This is a genomic window from Oceanobacillus sp. FSL K6-0127 (genome assembly GCF_037983385.1).
Taxonomy (GTDB): Bacteria; Bacillota; Bacilli; order Bacillales; family Amphibacillaceae; genus Oceanobacillus; species Oceanobacillus profundus.
The window spans coordinates 1702521-1717643 of the sequence record NZ_CP150287.1; the positions used below are offsets into that span (position 1 = coordinate 1702521).

General features: G+C 36.6%; 20 protein-coding genes. 10 read left to right on the forward strand and 10 right to left on the reverse strand.

Annotated elements, in window-relative coordinates; all coding sequences use genetic code 11:
• Window positions 1-467: 467 nt before the first annotated feature.
• From MHH64_RS08505 to MHH64_RS08530, 6 genes are all read left to right on the forward strand, one after another.
• Window positions 468-1337, forward strand: coding sequence for a ComEC/Rec2 family competence protein (locus MHH64_RS08505; protein ID WP_095313664.1), 870 nt, complete (start codon window positions 468-470; stop codon window positions 1335-1337).
• A gap of 89 nt (window positions 1338-1426) precedes the next feature.
• Entirely contained in the window at window positions 1427-2272 is an 846-nt protein-coding gene (locus tag MHH64_RS08510; RefSeq protein ID WP_205126998.1) for an SPFH domain-containing protein, read from the forward strand.
• A 14-nt stretch (window positions 2273-2286) separates the two neighbouring features.
• Window positions 2287-2466 carry an Arc family DNA-binding protein gene (locus MHH64_RS08515; protein WP_095313660.1) on the forward strand — a complete coding sequence of 60 codons (180 nt, stop codon included), beginning with the start codon at window positions 2287-2289 and terminating at the stop codon, window positions 2464-2466.
• Between the two features lie 146 nt (window positions 2467-2612).
• Entirely contained in the window at window positions 2613-2990 is a 378-nt protein-coding gene (locus MHH64_RS08520) for a GntR family transcriptional regulator (protein WP_095313658.1), read from the forward strand.
• Complete coding sequence (locus MHH64_RS08525) at window positions 2980-3837, forward strand: ABC transporter ATP-binding protein (RefSeq protein WP_340003069.1); 858 nt, start codon at window positions 2980-2982, stop codon at window positions 3835-3837. The genes MHH64_RS08520 and MHH64_RS08525 overlap by 11 nt, the downstream gene beginning before the upstream one ends.
• 1 nt (window position 3838) lies before the next feature.
• The gene (locus MHH64_RS08530) at window positions 3839-4537 is read left to right on the forward strand and encodes a hypothetical protein (protein WP_095313654.1); all 699 of its coding nucleotides are present in this window, start codon (window positions 3839-3841) and stop codon (window positions 4535-4537) included.
• 405 nt (window positions 4538-4942) lie between these two features.
• Here MHH64_RS08530 and MHH64_RS08535 read toward each other — a convergent pair whose 3' ends face one another.
• The 6 genes from MHH64_RS08535 to MHH64_RS08560 form a co-directional block, all read right to left on the reverse strand.
• The gene (locus MHH64_RS08535) at window positions 4943-5719 is read right to left on the reverse strand and encodes an ABC transporter permease subunit (RefSeq protein ID WP_095313652.1); all 777 of its coding nucleotides are present in this window, start codon (window positions 5717-5719) and stop codon (window positions 4943-4945) included.
• Complete coding sequence (locus MHH64_RS08540; protein ID WP_251661631.1) at window positions 5719-6627, reverse strand: ABC transporter ATP-binding protein; 909 nt, start codon at window positions 6625-6627, stop codon at window positions 5719-5721. Before MHH64_RS08540 ends, MHH64_RS08535 begins: the two co-directional genes overlap by 1 nt.
• A gap of 3 nt (window positions 6628-6630) precedes the next feature.
• Window positions 6631-6831 carry a PLD nuclease N-terminal domain-containing protein gene (locus tag MHH64_RS08545; RefSeq protein WP_095313649.1) on the reverse strand — a complete coding sequence of 67 codons (201 nt, stop codon included), beginning with the start codon at window positions 6829-6831 and terminating at the stop codon, window positions 6631-6633.
• 22 nt (window positions 6832-6853) lie between these two features.
• Window positions 6854-7969, reverse strand: coding sequence for a DUF5808 domain-containing protein (locus tag MHH64_RS08550; RefSeq protein ID WP_340003070.1), 1116 nt, complete (start codon window positions 7967-7969; stop codon window positions 6854-6856).
• Complete coding sequence (locus tag MHH64_RS08555; protein ID WP_340003071.1) at window positions 7966-8364, reverse strand: GntR family transcriptional regulator; 399 nt, start codon at window positions 8362-8364, stop codon at window positions 7966-7968. The genes MHH64_RS08550 and MHH64_RS08555 overlap by 4 nt, the downstream gene beginning before the upstream one ends.
• 110 nt (window positions 8365-8474) lie before the next feature.
• Window positions 8475-8891 carry a helix-turn-helix transcriptional regulator gene (locus tag MHH64_RS08560; RefSeq protein WP_158586312.1) on the reverse strand — a complete coding sequence of 139 codons (417 nt, stop codon included), beginning with the start codon at window positions 8889-8891 and terminating at the stop codon, window positions 8475-8477.
• A 156-nt stretch (window positions 8892-9047) separates the two neighbouring features.
• Here MHH64_RS08560 and MHH64_RS08565 point away from each other — a divergent pair, with 156 nt between their 5' ends.
• On the forward strand, window positions 9048-9347 hold the full coding sequence (locus tag MHH64_RS08565) for a hypothetical protein (RefSeq protein WP_118890396.1): 300 nt from the start codon (window positions 9048-9050) through the stop codon (window positions 9345-9347).
• Between the two features lie 49 nt (window positions 9348-9396).
• On the opposite strand, the gene MHH64_RS08570 is transcribed toward MHH64_RS08565, so the two are convergent.
• The 3 genes from MHH64_RS08570 to MHH64_RS08580 form a co-directional block, all read right to left on the reverse strand.
• Window positions 9397-9531: a YfhE family protein gene (locus MHH64_RS08570; RefSeq protein ID WP_338045041.1), complete on the reverse strand. Its 135-nt coding sequence runs from the start codon at window positions 9529-9531 to the stop codon at window positions 9397-9399.
• A 48-nt stretch (window positions 9532-9579) separates the two neighbouring features.
• Window positions 9580-10137 (reverse strand): GNAT family N-acetyltransferase, encoded by a 558-nt coding sequence (locus tag MHH64_RS08575; RefSeq protein WP_095313640.1) that lies wholly within the window; start codon window positions 10135-10137, stop codon window positions 9580-9582.
• Between the two features lie 359 nt (window positions 10138-10496).
• Entirely contained in the window at window positions 10497-11387 is an 891-nt protein-coding gene (locus MHH64_RS08580) for a TIGR01777 family oxidoreductase (RefSeq protein ID WP_340003072.1), read from the reverse strand.
• 165 nt (window positions 11388-11552) lie between these two features.
• Here MHH64_RS08580 and recX point away from each other — a divergent pair, with 165 nt between their 5' ends.
• Both recX and MHH64_RS08590 read left to right on the forward strand, forming a co-directional pair.
• A complete protein-coding gene (recX, locus tag MHH64_RS08585; RefSeq protein WP_118890398.1) occupies window positions 11553-12371 on the forward strand; it encodes a recombination regulator RecX in 819 nt (272 codons plus the stop codon).
• A gap of 108 nt (window positions 12372-12479) precedes the next feature.
• Window positions 12480-12815 carry a YfhH family protein gene (locus MHH64_RS08590; protein ID WP_095313634.1) on the forward strand — a complete coding sequence of 112 codons (336 nt, stop codon included), beginning with the start codon at window positions 12480-12482 and terminating at the stop codon, window positions 12813-12815.
• Window positions 12816-12943: 128 nt separating this feature from the next.
• On the opposite strand, the gene MHH64_RS08595 is transcribed toward MHH64_RS08590, so the two are convergent.
• Entirely contained in the window at window positions 12944-13930 is a 987-nt protein-coding gene (locus MHH64_RS08595) for a metal-dependent hydrolase (RefSeq protein ID WP_095313633.1), read from the reverse strand.
• 87 nt (window positions 13931-14017) lie between these two features.
• Here MHH64_RS08595 and mutY point away from each other — a divergent pair, with 87 nt between their 5' ends.
• Window positions 14018-15085 carry an A/G-specific adenine glycosylase gene (mutY, locus tag MHH64_RS08600; RefSeq protein WP_095313631.1) on the forward strand — a complete coding sequence of 356 codons (1068 nt, stop codon included), beginning with the start codon at window positions 14018-14020 and terminating at the stop codon, window positions 15083-15085.
• Window positions 15086-15123: the final 38 nt, after the last annotated feature.

Genomic DNA, 15123 nt, shown 5'->3' on the forward strand with positions numbered 1-15123 from the left:
TGGTAACTCATAAAGGAGATGAGTGCCCGAATAAAAAGAAATCGAGGCCATTCGGTAACTCATAAAGGAGATGAGTGCCCGAATAAAAAGAAATCGAGGCCATTCGGTAATTCATAAAGATGATGAGTGCCCGAAGAAAGAAAAATCGAGGTAATTTGGTAACACATAAAGATGATGAGTGCCCGATTAAAGAGAAAACGAGGCCATTCGGTAACTCAGAACCACGATTCTACATTAGGCTGTGTCTAGGAATCCATCCTTTCCTAATAATCTCTCCAGAATAAAGTTATTTTACCGTAATTCGAAAATGCTCAGACCGCGTTATTTTTGCTGTAACAAGTGATAAAAACACTGTTGTCGCAGCCTTCAATACTAATATTCAACCCAAAATATCCCTACAATAAAAAGCTAATAACATATGAACATTCGTAAAAGCTATAACAAACAGCGAAAAAAGGATGTTTTTTATGAAAAGATGGCTATCAGTAATTATCATTATTCATATTTGCCTAATTGCTTATCCTAATAATAGTTATAGTGAAGATACCCCAAATATGCAGGTGCATTTTATTGATGTTGGTCAAGGAGATAGTATTCTAATTGAAACGCCTTTAGATAAAACAATTTTAATTGATGGCGGGCCACCCGGGTCTGGGAAAAAAATCATCTCGTACTTAAAAAGCCAAGGTATTGCTGAATTAGATTTATTAGTTGCAACACATCCAGATATGGATCACATTGGCGGTCTTCCGGAAGTGATGAAAGCTGTCACTGTCAATGAAATTCTCGATACGGGAAAGCTTCATCCAACAAGAACTTTTGCCAAATATATATCGGAAATAAGAAAACAGAATATCCCAGTTCAAATCGCAGAAAAAAATGACACGATTGAAATTGATCCACTGATTAATATTGAAATCTGGAATGCCTATGAAAAATTTAAAAACAATAATAAGTCATCGATTGTATTAAAGGTTTCCTATAAGGAGATGGATTTTTTATTAATGAGTGATGTAGAGAAACAACAGGAGAAAAAAATAATGGAAGATTATGATGTTGAATCCGAAATAATAAAGGTTGGACATCATGGGTCAAAGACAAGTTCATCATTAGAATTTTTACAAGAGGTCAATCCTGAGATAGCTATTCTTACCTATAGTAAAGATAATAATTATGGACATCCAGTAGACCAGGTGATTGACAATTTATATAGTGTAAATGCTCTAATTTATTCGACTGCGGCGCTCGGCGATCTGGTCATTTATACAGACGGTGGAGGTTATTTTGTAATACCTAAAAAAGATCCGATTTCAAATATAATTAATGCTGCTAGTTAATTATTCTGACATTTTAATTTACAATTTAATACAAAAATGATATCATATTAATATAAAAATAAAATCATTTTGGAAGGTGTGTTAATATGATTCATGAGAAAAAGGCTTGGATGATAAATGGCTTCATCGGTATTCTTCTCGTTGCATTGCTTTTGGCAGGTACGGTATTCAGTTTTGTTCAAGAACAGTTTGTACTAGGTGGAATTTGCTTAATCTTAGCTGTTACCTTAGGCAGTGGAATAACGCTTGTGCAGCCTAATCAGTCGGTTGTCGTTATATTTCTCGGTAAGTACATGGGGACAATACGACGAGAAGGTATTGTAGTTACGATTCCATTTTCAGTGAGGAGAACCATTTCACTACGTGTGCGAAACTTTAATAGCAATCGTTTGAAAGTAAATGATGTGAACGGGAATCCGATTGAGATAGCTGCAGTTATTGTGTTCAAAGTAGTGGATGCAGCAAAAGCGGTTTTTGATGTTGATAAATATGAACAGTTTGTCGAAATTCAAAGTGAAACAGCTATTCGAGCGGTTGCTACAAAGTACCCGTATGATACGTTTGAAAATGTTGAGCTTACACTACGCGGGAATGCAGAAGAAGTATCGAATGAATTAACAGTAGAACTCCAGGATCGTTTGAAAGTCGCTGGCGTTGAAGTGATTGAAGCACGATTGACACATCTTGCCTACTCAACAGAAATTGCTCAGGCAATGCTGCAGCGCCAGCAAGCAAGTGCAATTATCTCTGCACGTAAGCAAATCGTTGATGGTGCGGTCGGAATGGTGCAGGATGCGATTGAGCGAATTGAAAAAGAGGGGATTGTTGACTTAGACGAGGAGCGCAGAGTTGCGATGATTAATAATTTACTCGTTGCGATTGTGTCAGATCATGGGACGCAGCCAGTGATCAATACTGGTTCATTATATCAATAAAAGAGGGGGTATTTATGGCTAAAAAAAAGAACTTTCCATTGCGGATAGACCCCAAATTATATGATATCCTCCAGTCATGGGCAAAGGATGAGTTTCGAAGCGTCAACAGTCATGTAGAATTTTTGCTTCGGGAATCCGTAAAAAAAGCAGGACGACTCCCAAAGAGTGAAGACAAGAAGATTGGTGAGGATTAAGGTCCAGTTGGATACAATATAAGACTTAAAACAGTTTAGCACTTGCTAGGCTGTTTTTTTATTTTTTCAAAAAACTATTGACAAAAATGTTCATTAGTTATAGGGTTAGTTACATAAGTAATTAACCAAATAGGAAGGAACTGAATATGAAAAATTCATTAGATGATAGTAAGCCAATATTCCTTCAAATTAAAGAACAGCTAGAGGATTCCATCATAAATGAAACGATAAAAGCAGAAGAACGTGTTCCATCTACAAATGAATTTGCAGCTTATTACAAGATTAACCCAGCTACTGCAGCAAAAGGAATCAATGAGCTTGTCGCAGAGGGCATTCTATTTAAGCGGAGGGGTGTTGGGATGTTTGTTACCGAAGATGCACAGCAAATCTTAATTGAAAAGCGAAAGAAGTCATTTTATGAAAATTACATGCTTCCCCTAAAAAGTGAGGCGGAGAAGCTACGTATTAGTGCAATGGAACTTATCGAAATGGTGGAAAGGGAGGATACTTCAAATGAAGATTGAAGTGAAAAATCTATCTAAAAAGTATAAAGAAAAAGCTGCTCTGAACAATGTTTCTTTCACATTAGATGAGCCAAAAATTTATGGATTACTCGGGAGAAATGGTGCTGGTAAAACGACATTTATGGATATTCTATCTGGACAGATATTACCAAGCGGTGGTGAGATTTTGATCGATGGAGAGAATCCGTTCGATAACCAGCGACTAACCGAATCGATTTGTTTAATTAAAGAGGGAAACAACTTTAAAAAGGATTTAAAGATTAAAAATGTCCTTAAAATATATTCGTATTTCTACCCAAATTGGGATCAAGAACTAGCAGAGGACTTGATTCAGGAATATAACTTAAGCTTAAATGCAAAAGTAAAAACGCTCTCCAAAGGAATGGAATCGGCTTTAGGTATTACAGTTGGCCTTGCAAGTAAAGCACCAATTACAATCTTTGATGAACCGTATATCGGACTTGATGCACCATCAAGAAAAAGATTTTACGAAATTATGTTAGAAGAATATCAGACAGAAAAGCGAACGATTATTTTCTCCACCCATTTAATTGATGAAGTGAGCTTGCTGTTTGAAGAAGTACTTATTTTAAGAGAAGGGTCATTGGTTTTACAAGAAGAGGCGGAGACACTTCGTGATAACGCAATTTCCGTTTCAGGAAGCATTGATAAAGTTGAAGGATTCCTAGCAGGTAAGGAAGTAATTGAGCGAAAGCAACTTGCAGGAGTAATGACTGCATACGTTTATGGAACGGCATCAGATGCAAAAGTGCATGGACTAGAAGTGGAAGGTATTCCAATCCAAGAGTTAATGATTTATTTAACAGAAAGAAAGAAGGGTGCTTAAAATGGGCAGGCAGATAAATGGATTACTTTATTTCTTCATAACGGATATACGCTACTCACTGATGATTTTCTGGACAATTTTACTCGGTATACTAGGCGTTTCATTAACGATTTCTTACTTTTTACTTGGGGTGGAAGATGGTAGTCTCTACTTCATGTTTCAATTCATCTACGTATATTGTGGTATTTTAGGGTTTATTACAGTAAGAGAAAGTATTCCTTTTGCTCTAAAGATGGGCGCAACGAGAAAGAACTTATTTATAAGTCTTGGTCTGTTTTTTGCTGCAATAGCTTTAATGAAAGCAGTAATTGCAAATACGCTACACACGATTATTTTATATTTTACTGATGTAACAAATCTCCATACATTTGGTTTTATGCACGTGGCACAGCTCATGGAAGATACATGGGTTAATAGAGTAATTATTGATATGTCCGTAATGTTTCTTTTTCTAACTGTAATGTTCTTAACTGGTCTGATATTTTATAGATATGGACTGTTAGGGGGAGGAATTGTTGTCGGGATTGAAGTGATTATCTTATTTGTTGGGATTGCACAAGGTTGGTTAATTGACTTTTTTACCGATTTATTTTCAGATTTAAAGCTAACCTTGTTCCTGCAAATTTTCGGCATAGGCATTGTAATTTATCTCATTTCATTCTTATTGATACGAAGAGTAACAACTGTAAGTACAAAATAAAAAAAATAAAGGACTGGCTCGCCAGTCCTTTCTGCCCTGAATAAATTGCTACTGTCAAACCAATAGTACCATCGTGCATATCAATCAAATAAAGCACTACTCCGCTCAATTAAAGCACCATAACGTAGAATAAAGCGCTACTCCGCTCAATTAAAGCACCATAACGTAGAATAAAGCACTACTCCGCTCAAATAAAGCACCATAACGTAGAATAAAGCACCACTCCGCTCAAATAAAGCACCATAACGTAGAATAAAGCACTACTCCGCTCAATTAAGACACCATTCCACAGAATAAACCACTATCCCGAATGAAACTAGCACCATCCTCAAAATTAAAAGCACCATCCGTTGAAAACCCACCCATCGATCAATCCAATGGCACTTCCGTACACCTCTGCAGCAATTAACCAGCCAATTCCTTCGCCTTAAACGTAAATATCGAAGCAATTAGCAAGATGAGGGAGAACGCAATCGTAATCGCCGAGGTAGCTGCAAGATCAGATGAAACTTCACCAGCGATTACCATTTCATAGATATAGCTTGATAAATTATTTGGGCTCCATTCAAGAATGTGCCCGAATATTTGTGTCACAATGCTCATTCCCATTATCGTCAAAATAGATAGAAATGCGACAAGGCCAGGAGTTTTTACTAATGTATTGTAAAAAATGACGATTGAAATAACAAAAGTAAGCCACAGTCCATAGAAAATAAAAATAAGCAAAAAACTTTTAAAAGAAAGATCACCATATAAAATATTCGTATAATACCAGCTTGCAAGTAAGCCAACGAACAGTGCAGCCCAAACAAGAGCAAGCAATGCTGCCCATTTAGCGGTAATATAGTTTCGATAGGAGACAGGCTTCACAAGTATTAATTCAGAAACACCGCTTTTTCGCTCACTCGCAATTGTTCCCATTGCCATCAGTACAATCACTAACACACCTAGGCTGCTTAACTGACTTAAACTCATCATCACAACGTCAGCTGGTGCAAATTCAGGGAGATTAATAATCGCTCCATCTGGTAAACCACCAACCACTTCAATAATTTGCGGTAAATAATAATTAGAAATCGGATCTAAAATGGCAAGTAAAATCAATACTAATGGTACCCAAATCCATTTTTTATTACGCCAGTTTTCCATCATTTCCTTGTTAAAAAGTGTCATCCATTGCATCAGCTATTCACCACTTTCATAAACATATCCTCAAGTGAAGCGCGGTTAAGTTTAAAGTTTACGAGCTCCCAGTTTTCTTTTGCAGCAGTAGCAAGAATCTCCTGTCGTGCGATCGCAATATCTGTTGCATTAACTTGGAGAACGTTTCGTTCCACGTGACTACCTGAAACACTTTCTAGAGCATTTACTTTGGCTTGATAACTAGGCAAATCACTCTCGAATTCTAACGCAATCGTTGAGGTCTGGTATTTTTGCCGTAACATTGCCATCGACCCAGATTCTACAATATTTCCCTGATGTAAAAGTAATAACGCATCACTTACTTCATCTGCATCAGTTAAAATATGGGTAGAGAAAAGAATAGACATCTCTTTCTTTAATTCTTCCATTAATGTAAGAACCTCTCGACGACCAATTGGATCAAGTGATGAAACGGGTTCATCCAGTATTAGTAGCTTTGGTTTATGAATAATTGCTTGAGCAATTCCAAGGCGCTGCTTCATTCCACCAGAATATTTCCCAATTCGCATGTTCCTTGCATCGGCAATACCTACTTTCTCAAGTAGTACCTCTGCACGACTTTTTGCCTCCTTTTTTGAAAGAAAAGCGAGTTGTCCGCTATAAACTAAAAATTCCATACCTGTCATCCATGGATGGAATACAGGATATTGGGGCAGATAGCCAATATATTTTCGAACATCATCGTTACTTGCCACATCAGAAATGCGAATGGTCCCTTCTGAAGGCTTTAGAAGCCCCGCAAGTGTGCGGAGAATTGTTGTTTTACCTGCGCCATTTGGTCCGATGAGTGCAATACACTTTTCATACTCAAATTCAAAGCTTATATTGTTAACTGCAGTCTTTCCATCGTAAGTTTTTGCTAGATTGTTAACGGTTAGCAAGGTCATCGATCACCGTCTCCTTCCGAAAATAAAGTAAATAATTGGGCCAATTGTGTTTAAAATAACGATAATAAAAAACCAAAGCCATCTCGCACCGCGAAAATCATCCGCTTTTGCCCAGTCAAGAATAGCAACAATCATTAAAATACCTTGAATGACGATAAAAGGAGCAACGATACTCCAATTAATAGATTCAATAATTGCTTGCATTAATTCACCTCCGATAGTTACATTAAGCTCCAAGCAAATAAGGGATAATAACTGCCAGCCCAATAATGCCTAAGAAAATAATCCAAGCGAGCGGCCGTGCCAAATTGATTGTCCAGCCGACACCAAATCGTTTTTCAAGAAAAAGTGAAGGGTCTTCCCGATTAAAATAAAATATCCCAAGCTTCCAATGTGCATCATCATCCCGATTCATTATTGCGCCATCGGTTGAAGCATTTGAATTATTTTTTATGCGGCTGCCACCTTGCCCAGTTGTAACCGAAAGTATGATAGCTCCTAATGTCAACGCGATACTGAAAGCAAGCGGAATAATAATTAACAACTGCTGATTTATTGGATAGATGAGAGACAATTGAATAAGCGAGAATAACAGTGTTAATGCAATCCCAGTAATAATAATGTAAGCAGACCATCTCCTCCTAAAAATAACATTCTTCCGCATTGATTCCTCAGGTGTGTCCGCATTAATTTGTTGTTTTGCTTTTGCAATCATGGTATTGATAAAGACAAAAAGCAGGGTTAAATATAATTGCATAATCGGTAAGATAAGAACAGAACTATATGATTTTTCTGCCCAGTTCGTAACCTCTCCGGCAAAATTATATTGTAGTGGGATTCTATCTGGAATTTGGTGATACGATTGTAATGTCAGGACGATCAACCCGATTATTGCTATAAAAGAAAGAAGAAACCATAAATTGGAATGATTAAGCTTTTGGGAGCGGAATTGGATGCTAACAAAAACCTGCTGTGATTTTTCTATACCCCATTGTTTCCTTTTCTTCAGCGATTTCATTTCACGATGAAAGGTTAAATAAATGATAAAAGAGCTAATAAGATATCCAAAGATTAGGACGCTGAATAATAAACTAAACATATTTTCGTCCAATTTAATGGAAGCACCTATGGATAAAAATATTGCCGTTACAATGAATCCACTTATCCCAGTAATTCGCATATATCGTTTTCGCATTTGCTTTAATTCTACGCTTTGGTAAATTTCTTCTGGAATTGTTACCCCAAAGCTTTCTGTTTTACGCGTCCAGAAAGGGATAAACATAGTAGAAATAAATACCGGAATTAGAATAAGCAGAAATATAATAATAAGAAAACCATTCAATTCTTTTCACCTTCCTCTTCATTGAATAATTGAAACAGTTCTTTACTTAAATGACTAAACTCAACCTCGCTTAACCCTCGACATATGGAATCGGCTATAAGGGGACGGAGCTTAGCTTTTAGCTCTTGTCTATATTCCTCATCTGCCTGTGGAACCCCATCCGGATGAATAACGACACCTTTTTGTCGGTGAATCAAAATAAACCCGTCTTGTTTCAATTGCTGGTAAGCCTTATTAACTGTATGCAGGTTGATGCCAATATCTGCTGCTAATGATCGAACAGAAGGTAACGCATCTCCAGGTTGAAGCTGTTTTTTAGCTATTCCTTCAATAATTTGCTGCTGTAGCTGAATGTAAATCGGTTCACTGGATTCTAAATTTAAGTTTATAAACACATTCAATTAGCACCCTTTCTCTAATAGTTATATCTGTTATATAAGTAGTATAACAGATATAACTAAAAAAGTGCAATAAAAAAGAGACTGAATTCAAATTCTAGTCTCTTTTAAAGCTTTTCATACTGATCGATTAAATTACTGAATAGCTGTTGCACAGATAGTTGCTTTTTAATTGGTAACTTCTTTAGCTTATATATTTGTTCTTTAAACATGGGGTGTATCATGATGTATTCCATTAGTTCAACAATCTCATCATCAAAGGGTTTGTCTTTTGAACTATATATTCGTTTAAAGTCTTTTAATAAGTCATTACGAAACGAATAATTCCCTGTTAAATGATCAAGTGATACATCGAATACATTACTGAGCTTTATTAATGAAGCTATATCGGGAGTAGCTGTCGAGTTTTCCCATTTTGTAACGACAGAACGAGATATCATTAATTTATCTGCTAGCTCTTGTTGTGTCCAGTTATGCTGATCACGAAAAAATTTAATATTATATGCAATTTGTTCAAGACTCATTTTTATCACACTCTGCATTATAGATTAGGATTCCGTTCTTTACTTTTAAGCTAACTTTAATCCTATCACGGTTACGTGAGATAAGAGATGGATTCCTTGTTCGGTAATGTAACATATAGTAAAATGTTCCAAAGGAGAACAAAGGGGGGGATAATCATGAATTTAGGCTGCATGATTTTGTATCATCCAATGATAACGAGTAAAACGAAAATAAAGCTAATACAAGCAATATTCCCGGTAGATACTATAGAAATACTGGAAGAAGAAAACAATACAGTCATTCTATATGCTTGGAATATAAAGCAAGAACAAATTTGGCAGGCGGTAGCTGAATTAGTTTCAACAGATATTATCTGCGGTTATGGCTTTGGCAGAAGAAAAAAGGAAGCAAAAAAAGAGGCGGTTAATAAGTTAAAAAAATGGATTGCGATGGATACAGAAGCAATAAAATATTAAATTGCACTAAGCTTCGTAACCCTTTTGAACAAAAAGGAAACCAAAGCAGTCAGCTTCGGTTTCCTCTTTGTGACAACTGTTTGTAAATACGGTCTGCATGCTTGAATTCCTTTTGGTACAGAACTTCTTGTGTTTTATTGAGAAACTTCTCACTTTGACCTGGTCTTAACCTTGGCATGGACATCCCTCACTTTACTACTAGGATGCCCAAAATGAATCAAAATATGCTTCCTTAGGAAACTTCTTCATCTGTAGATTCTGTTTCCATCGATCTGAATTGTTGATAAGACACATAATGATCTTTTGTAATGACGAATAAATCATATATGTCTTCTTCCGGATTAATTTGATTGTAAACATCAGAATAAATTTCATTAGCTAAAGCAACGTAGGGTAATTTTAAAACTGCCTTCATGGAACGTATATTTGTCTTTCTTACCTTCATAAAAATACCTTCAATATTATAGGTGAAGAATAATAAATCAAAGAATTGCTCTTTTGCTTGTTTATTATAACCTTTTCCGAAGTAGGGCTGGCCAATCCATGTTGCTAAAAACCCGTGATTATCCTGAATATCAAATAAATTGATTGTGCCGATTGGCTGTAAATATTCGTCGACAATGGTACGAGAAATGAGCTCGCCGTTTTCTTCGGCTTCGATTGTCATCTTCGTAAGGAAATAAAATTCATCGCTTGTTTCTGCTTTATGTCTAACATAGGGAAATACATCTGGATGTGACATCAGTTCAAAAAGTACTGGCACCTCATGCAAATCACGTATTTTCAACATAAAAAATACCCTCCTCATTCCAGGTGGGTATACTTGCTGACTTTCCAAAAGGAAATCCAGTAAGTAGCCCACCCTCGAATTTTTATTTTCGCGTTCAACAAAAATTCGGGGTGGGAATCGAACCCACTAGAACCAGTCAATGCTGGTGGCGCACCATTTGCCTTCCCTATTTAATTCAGTGTTGTATTACGATTTTATTCATCTCTTTCGTATTTTAATAGAGGCAGTAAGGCATTGTAGCATAACCAATCCAGGACCTTTTTGACCTCTTTTTAAACTCAATTTGATAAGGTTATTTTACAACCTTTTTCTTAAAAAGCAAATACTTTTTTTGTAAAAATTTTGTTCAGAAAAATTAACTATGATTTCTTCAGTTCTTTCAAGGCTTTTACTAACTCTGGATACTTAAACTCAAACCCATGATCCAATGCTTTTTGTGGTAACACATATTGACCCTTCGTAATTAGTTGCCCCATTTCTCCAATCGCAGCATGTATTAGTGTGGAAGGAGTTGTGGTCCAGTGTGGTCGCTTTAATACTTTTGCTAACGTACGCATGAAATCCTTGTTTCGCAATGGATGAGGCGCTGTTGTATTGACTGCCCCTTCCATTGACTTATTAAAGAGACAATAATCAATCAATCGAACAACATCTTCTATGTGAATCCATGACATCCATTGTTCACCATTTCCAATTTTCCCTCCAGCAAATAATTTTACTGGAAGACTCATTAATGGCAGCGATCCTTCTTTACCAAGAATCACGCCAAATCTCGTGTAAACTGTACGAATTCCAAGAGTTTCTGCTTGTTTGGCAATCTGCTCCCATTCTACAACCACTTCAGCTAAGAAATCTTTTCCAGATTTTGCAGTAGCTTCCGTAAAAATAAGATCTTCAGAAATGCCATAATAGCCAACTGCCGATCCACTAATGAATACATTCGGCTTTATTTTCATCTGTTTCATTAATTGTATTAATACATTTGTCGTTTCTAACCTACTGTTCTTAATTTGATCTTTCTTCTTTTGTGACCAGTAACCAAAGAGAGATTCTCCTGCTAGGTTGATAACACCTTCAATAGGCGGTAAATTATCCACCGGATAATTATAATCTATGTAAGTAGTGGCCTTCGTGTTCATATGATCGAGAGGGGACCTTGTAAGTATATACGTATGATGTCCTTTCTTTTGCAGTGCTTGGCAAAGGTGTTTTCCGACAAATCCGGTTCCACCGCTAATTAAAAAATTCATATCCATCCTCCTAATCAAATTTTGTGTTATATGTTTAGTATATACGCTTCCGATAAAAATCTAAGTGTTTTGTTAAACAAATTTTAGAGGTTGTTCAAAACGAACTCTCAAGTCTTTTCCTTCCCCCTTATTATTCTGTTATGATAAGAGGAAGAGGTGGAATACGTGCGAAAAATAACGAAGATAACAACTCAAAAGAAACATAAAAATCGGTTCAATATCTTTTTAAATACGAAGCAAGGTGAAGAATATGGGTTTAGTGTAGATGAAGCGATATTAATTGAATATCGACTTCGTAAGGGTATGGAACTTGATGGCGAAATGATAGCTACGCTTGTTGAAAACGATACAGTTCATAAGTCATATACCCAGGTTATTCACTTTTTAAGCTATCGAATGCGTACAAAAAAAGAAATTAGGGATTACTTAGTAAAAAAAGAAGTAGATCCAGAGCATATCGAACAAATTATGAAGCGATTAATAAACGAGAAGTTAATTGATGATCAGCAATTTGCTCACTTTTTTGTCCAATCACGAATCAATACGACAACAAAAGGTCCTGTTTTAATCAAAAAGGAATTGATTGATAAAGGAGTTTTGGCGCAGCAGGCCGAGCTTGCATTAGAAAATTATCCGCTGGACATCCAGCTTGAGAAAATAAAAAAGCATATCCAGAAAAAGCTAAATACTGGAAAAAAAGAAGCGTTTCGTAAAAAAATTCAGCAATTGCAAGCAAATCTCATTCAAAAAGGTTTTACACAGGATGCAATCACAAAAGCACTAGCAAGTATGGAAGAAGGGAAAGATCAGTCAGAGGAATGGGATGCACTCGTGTTTCAGGGGGAAAAGCTTTTACGTAAATATCAATCGAAGCATGAGGGATTTGCATTAAGGCAAAAAATGACAGAATCCTTGTACCGGAAAGGTTTTTCCTTCGAATTAATCAACCAATTTTTGGATGGAAAGAAGCAGGATTACCAGTAGTCATAGCTGCAATTCTGTAAATTAAATCAATCATGGGTGTTTAGCTATCTGAATGTGTTCCCATTCGTCCACACAATTGGTAAGATAGAATGGGAAGGGGAGAGAAGGATGAATTATCGATATAGCGATTATTCGATCGAACAGCTACATAGGGAAATTGGTGTTTTAAAAGAAAAAGCACAGAAAGCAGAACAATTAGGAAATATTTCAGAGGTGCAGATTAATGAGCGTAAAATGCAAGTTGCGCTTGCATATACGATGAATCCGGAAGATTTTCAGGCGAATGAAGTATATCAATTAAAAATGGAGCCTGGATTTACATTTAAAATTAGTTATATAAATGGTGTATTTGCATGGGGATACCGAATAAATTTACTTGAAGAAATGTACGAGCAGATAGAAGCATTGCCTATTTCGTTGTTAGGTAAAAAGGTAACAAAATAGAAAAAAACAGCAGGTAAGTGCCTGCTGTTTTTTCTGCGATTCTGTTCAAGGGTCCGTGGGGCCCCCTTGTGCTGTTAGTTAACATTCAGCGGGAAAAAGAAATCAACCCCAGCGAAGGAAGTTTTCCTTTACGTAGTTGGATCGCCGACATATAGTTTACTTTGCAGTTTGTGTTCTGAGAAGATCCATCCTGTATAGGAACTGATTATTTCCATATTCTCGTCAATTTTTACGACCGCTACAAAGGGGTAATACGTTTTAGAGCGGTAACGTAAATCGATGAAGCGAACTTCTGTAAAAGAATCGAAGTAATTAATTTCCCACCGGTAAACAGGAGAGAAGTTTAGAAAGGCTTCGATATTCTTATCTGTTTTCGCTACTTCGATAATTGGAGTTTCAGGTAAGGGAACCTTCCAGAATTCATCCACAATTTCAATATGCCGATTTTCAACAGTGCCTACATAAAATTTATCTTTCGTTGTAATTGCTACACGCCAATAATTTTGTTTCATCGTAGGAGATGTGGCAACTTCTACCGTATCTGGATAATATTCATGGATTTTTTTTACAATCTCTCTTTTGTCCATATACCGTTTAATGTAATATAATACAATCACAGTATAAATGGTAATCCATGTATAACCAGGATTAGCTCCTAGCGCCCAAGCACAGATACCAGCAACATTTAAGAAGAAAATATATGGATCAAAGGTATTAATAAAGCCCTTCGCAATCCATTTACTTGAAAAAGGCCTAAAAGCCTGTGTTCCATATGCATTAAATAGATCAACAAACACATGGATAATCACTGCCAAAAATGTCCATAGCCATAGATGCAAATAGCTAACCTGTGGTACGAACATATAGATAACACTGGACACCAATAGTCCCCAAAGAATGATTGCAGGTAAAGAATGTGATGCACCACGATGATGGCGTATATAGGTTGCATTATTTTTTAGTTTAAAAACTGTGTCAAAATCAGGGGCATGTGAACCAACCACTGTCCCGACTAATACTGCATGAAATAGTGTAGGATCACTTTGCACTACAGGGTCAAGTGTAGCTAAACCGCCCAGTGCAATCCCCATAACTATATGTGTGCCAGTATCCATATAATAAGGTCCTCCTTAGGATAGCCTTGAATACAAATTTGAAGATAATACTACCTAACATATTGTAACATAAAAGGAAGTGCCTTGATGACTAATAATATATTACAACATTTTAACATTGATCAATTTCAAGCAGATTTGCTGCACTGGTACAACGTAAGTAAACGGGATCTTCCATGGCGCAGAGAACGTGATCCATATAAAATTTGGGTTTCTGAAATTATGCTGCAACAAACAAAGGTCGATACCGTTATTCCATATTTTAATCGTTTTATGGAGAAATATCCAACGGTTTACGAGCTTGCGAAAGCAGACCAGCAGGAAGTATTGAAAGCATGGGAGGGCTTAGGTTACTATTCCCGTGCGCGCAACCTTCAAAACGCAGTTCGTGAAGTCGTTTCTGAGTACGGAGGAGTAGTTCCCTCGAATCGTAAGGAACTTGGAGGATTAAAAGGGGTTGGTCCATATACGACAGGAGCTATCCTTTCTATCGCGTATAATCAACCTGAACCAGCGGTTGATGGAAATGTCATGCGAGTATTTTCACGTCTATTGAAAATTGAAGCGGATATCGCGATGCCACGAACAAAGAAACTGTTTGAGGATTATGTTCGGCAAGTAATTTCAACAGAGGATCCCTCATCCTTTAATCAGGCAATTATGGATCTAGGTGCCACAATTTGTACACCGAAATCCCCAACTTGCTTATTTTGTCCGGTACAAGATCATTGTCTTGCTTTTTCAGAAGGCATTCAAGAAGAGTTACCGATAAAAACAAAAGCAAAGAAACAAAAACCGATTGCGTATGTTGCATTGTTAATAAAAAATGACAAAGACGAATACGTTATTGAAAAACGCGGAGAAAATGGATTATTAGCAAATCTCTGGCAGTTCCCAATGGTACCGATTGAAGAGATCGGAATGGAGCATCTTGAAACCTGGGTTTATAGTGAGTATGGAATACGTATTCAGCTTGGTGAACGAAAAGGAAAATTGAAGCATGTATTCTCCCATATTATCTGGCAACTCGAGATATTTGAAGCATATACACTGCAAGCAGAAACAGATGATGAGCGAGTAATATTTATTGATAAAGAAGCTATTGGGAAGTACCCATTCCCTGTTTCGCATCAAAAAATGATGAAATATTTATAAATCCTTAAGACTTCCTTATGTATATTGGAAGTCCTGTT

What these genes read in the sequence shown, in the direction of transcription:
- MHH64_RS08505 (WP_095313664.1), top strand. Translation starts at nt 468, where the DNA reads ATGAAAAGATGGCTATCAGTAATTATCATTATTCATATTTGCCTAATT.
- MHH64_RS08515 (WP_095313660.1), top strand. Translation starts at nt 2,287, where the DNA reads ATGGCTAAAAAAAAGAACTTTCCATTGCGGATAGACCCCAAATTATAT.
- MHH64_RS08520 (WP_095313658.1), top strand. Translation starts at nt 2,613, where the DNA reads ATGAAAAATTCATTAGATGATAGTAAGCCAATATTCCTTCAAATTAAA.
- MHH64_RS08525 (WP_340003069.1), top strand. Translation starts at nt 2,980, where the DNA reads ATGAAGATTGAAGTGAAAAATCTATCTAAAAAGTATAAAGAAAAAGCT.
- MHH64_RS08530 (WP_095313654.1), top strand. Translation starts at nt 3,839, where the DNA reads ATGGGCAGGCAGATAAATGGATTACTTTATTTCTTCATAACGGATATA.
- MHH64_RS08535 (WP_095313652.1), bottom strand. Translation starts at nt 5,719, where the DNA reads ATGCAATGGATGACACTTTTTAACAAGGAAATGATGGAAAACTGGCGT.
- MHH64_RS08540 (WP_251661631.1), bottom strand. Translation starts at nt 6,627, where the DNA reads ATGACCTTGCTAACCGTTAACAATCTAGCAAAAACTTACGATGGAAAG.
- MHH64_RS08545 (WP_095313649.1), bottom strand. Translation starts at nt 6,831, where the DNA reads ATGCAAGCAATTATTGAATCTATTAATTGGAGTATCGTTGCTCCTTTT.
- MHH64_RS08560 (WP_158586312.1), bottom strand. Translation starts at nt 8,891, where the DNA reads ATGAGTCTTGAACAAATTGCATATAATATTAAATTTTTTCGTGATCAG.
- MHH64_RS08565 (WP_118890396.1), top strand. Translation starts at nt 9,048, where the DNA reads ATGAATTTAGGCTGCATGATTTTGTATCATCCAATGATAACGAGTAAA.
- MHH64_RS08570 (WP_338045041.1), bottom strand. Translation starts at nt 9,531, where the DNA reads ATGTCCATGCCAAGGTTAAGACCAGGTCAAAGTGAGAAGTTTCTCAAT.
- MHH64_RS08575 (WP_095313640.1), bottom strand. Translation starts at nt 10,137, where the DNA reads ATGTTGAAAATACGTGATTTGCATGAGGTGCCAGTACTTTTTGAACTG.
- MHH64_RS08580 (WP_340003072.1), bottom strand. Translation starts at nt 11,387, where the DNA reads ATGAATTTTTTAATTAGCGGTGGAACCGGATTTGTCGGAAAACACCTT.
- MHH64_RS08590 (WP_095313634.1), top strand. Translation starts at nt 12,480, where the DNA reads ATGAATTATCGATATAGCGATTATTCGATCGAACAGCTACATAGGGAA.
- MHH64_RS08595 (WP_095313633.1), bottom strand. Translation starts at nt 13,930, where the DNA reads ATGGATACTGGCACACATATAGTTATGGGGATTGCACTGGGCGGTTTA.
- mutY (WP_095313631.1), top strand. Translation starts at nt 14,018, where the DNA reads ATGACTAATAATATATTACAACATTTTAACATTGATCAATTTCAAGCA.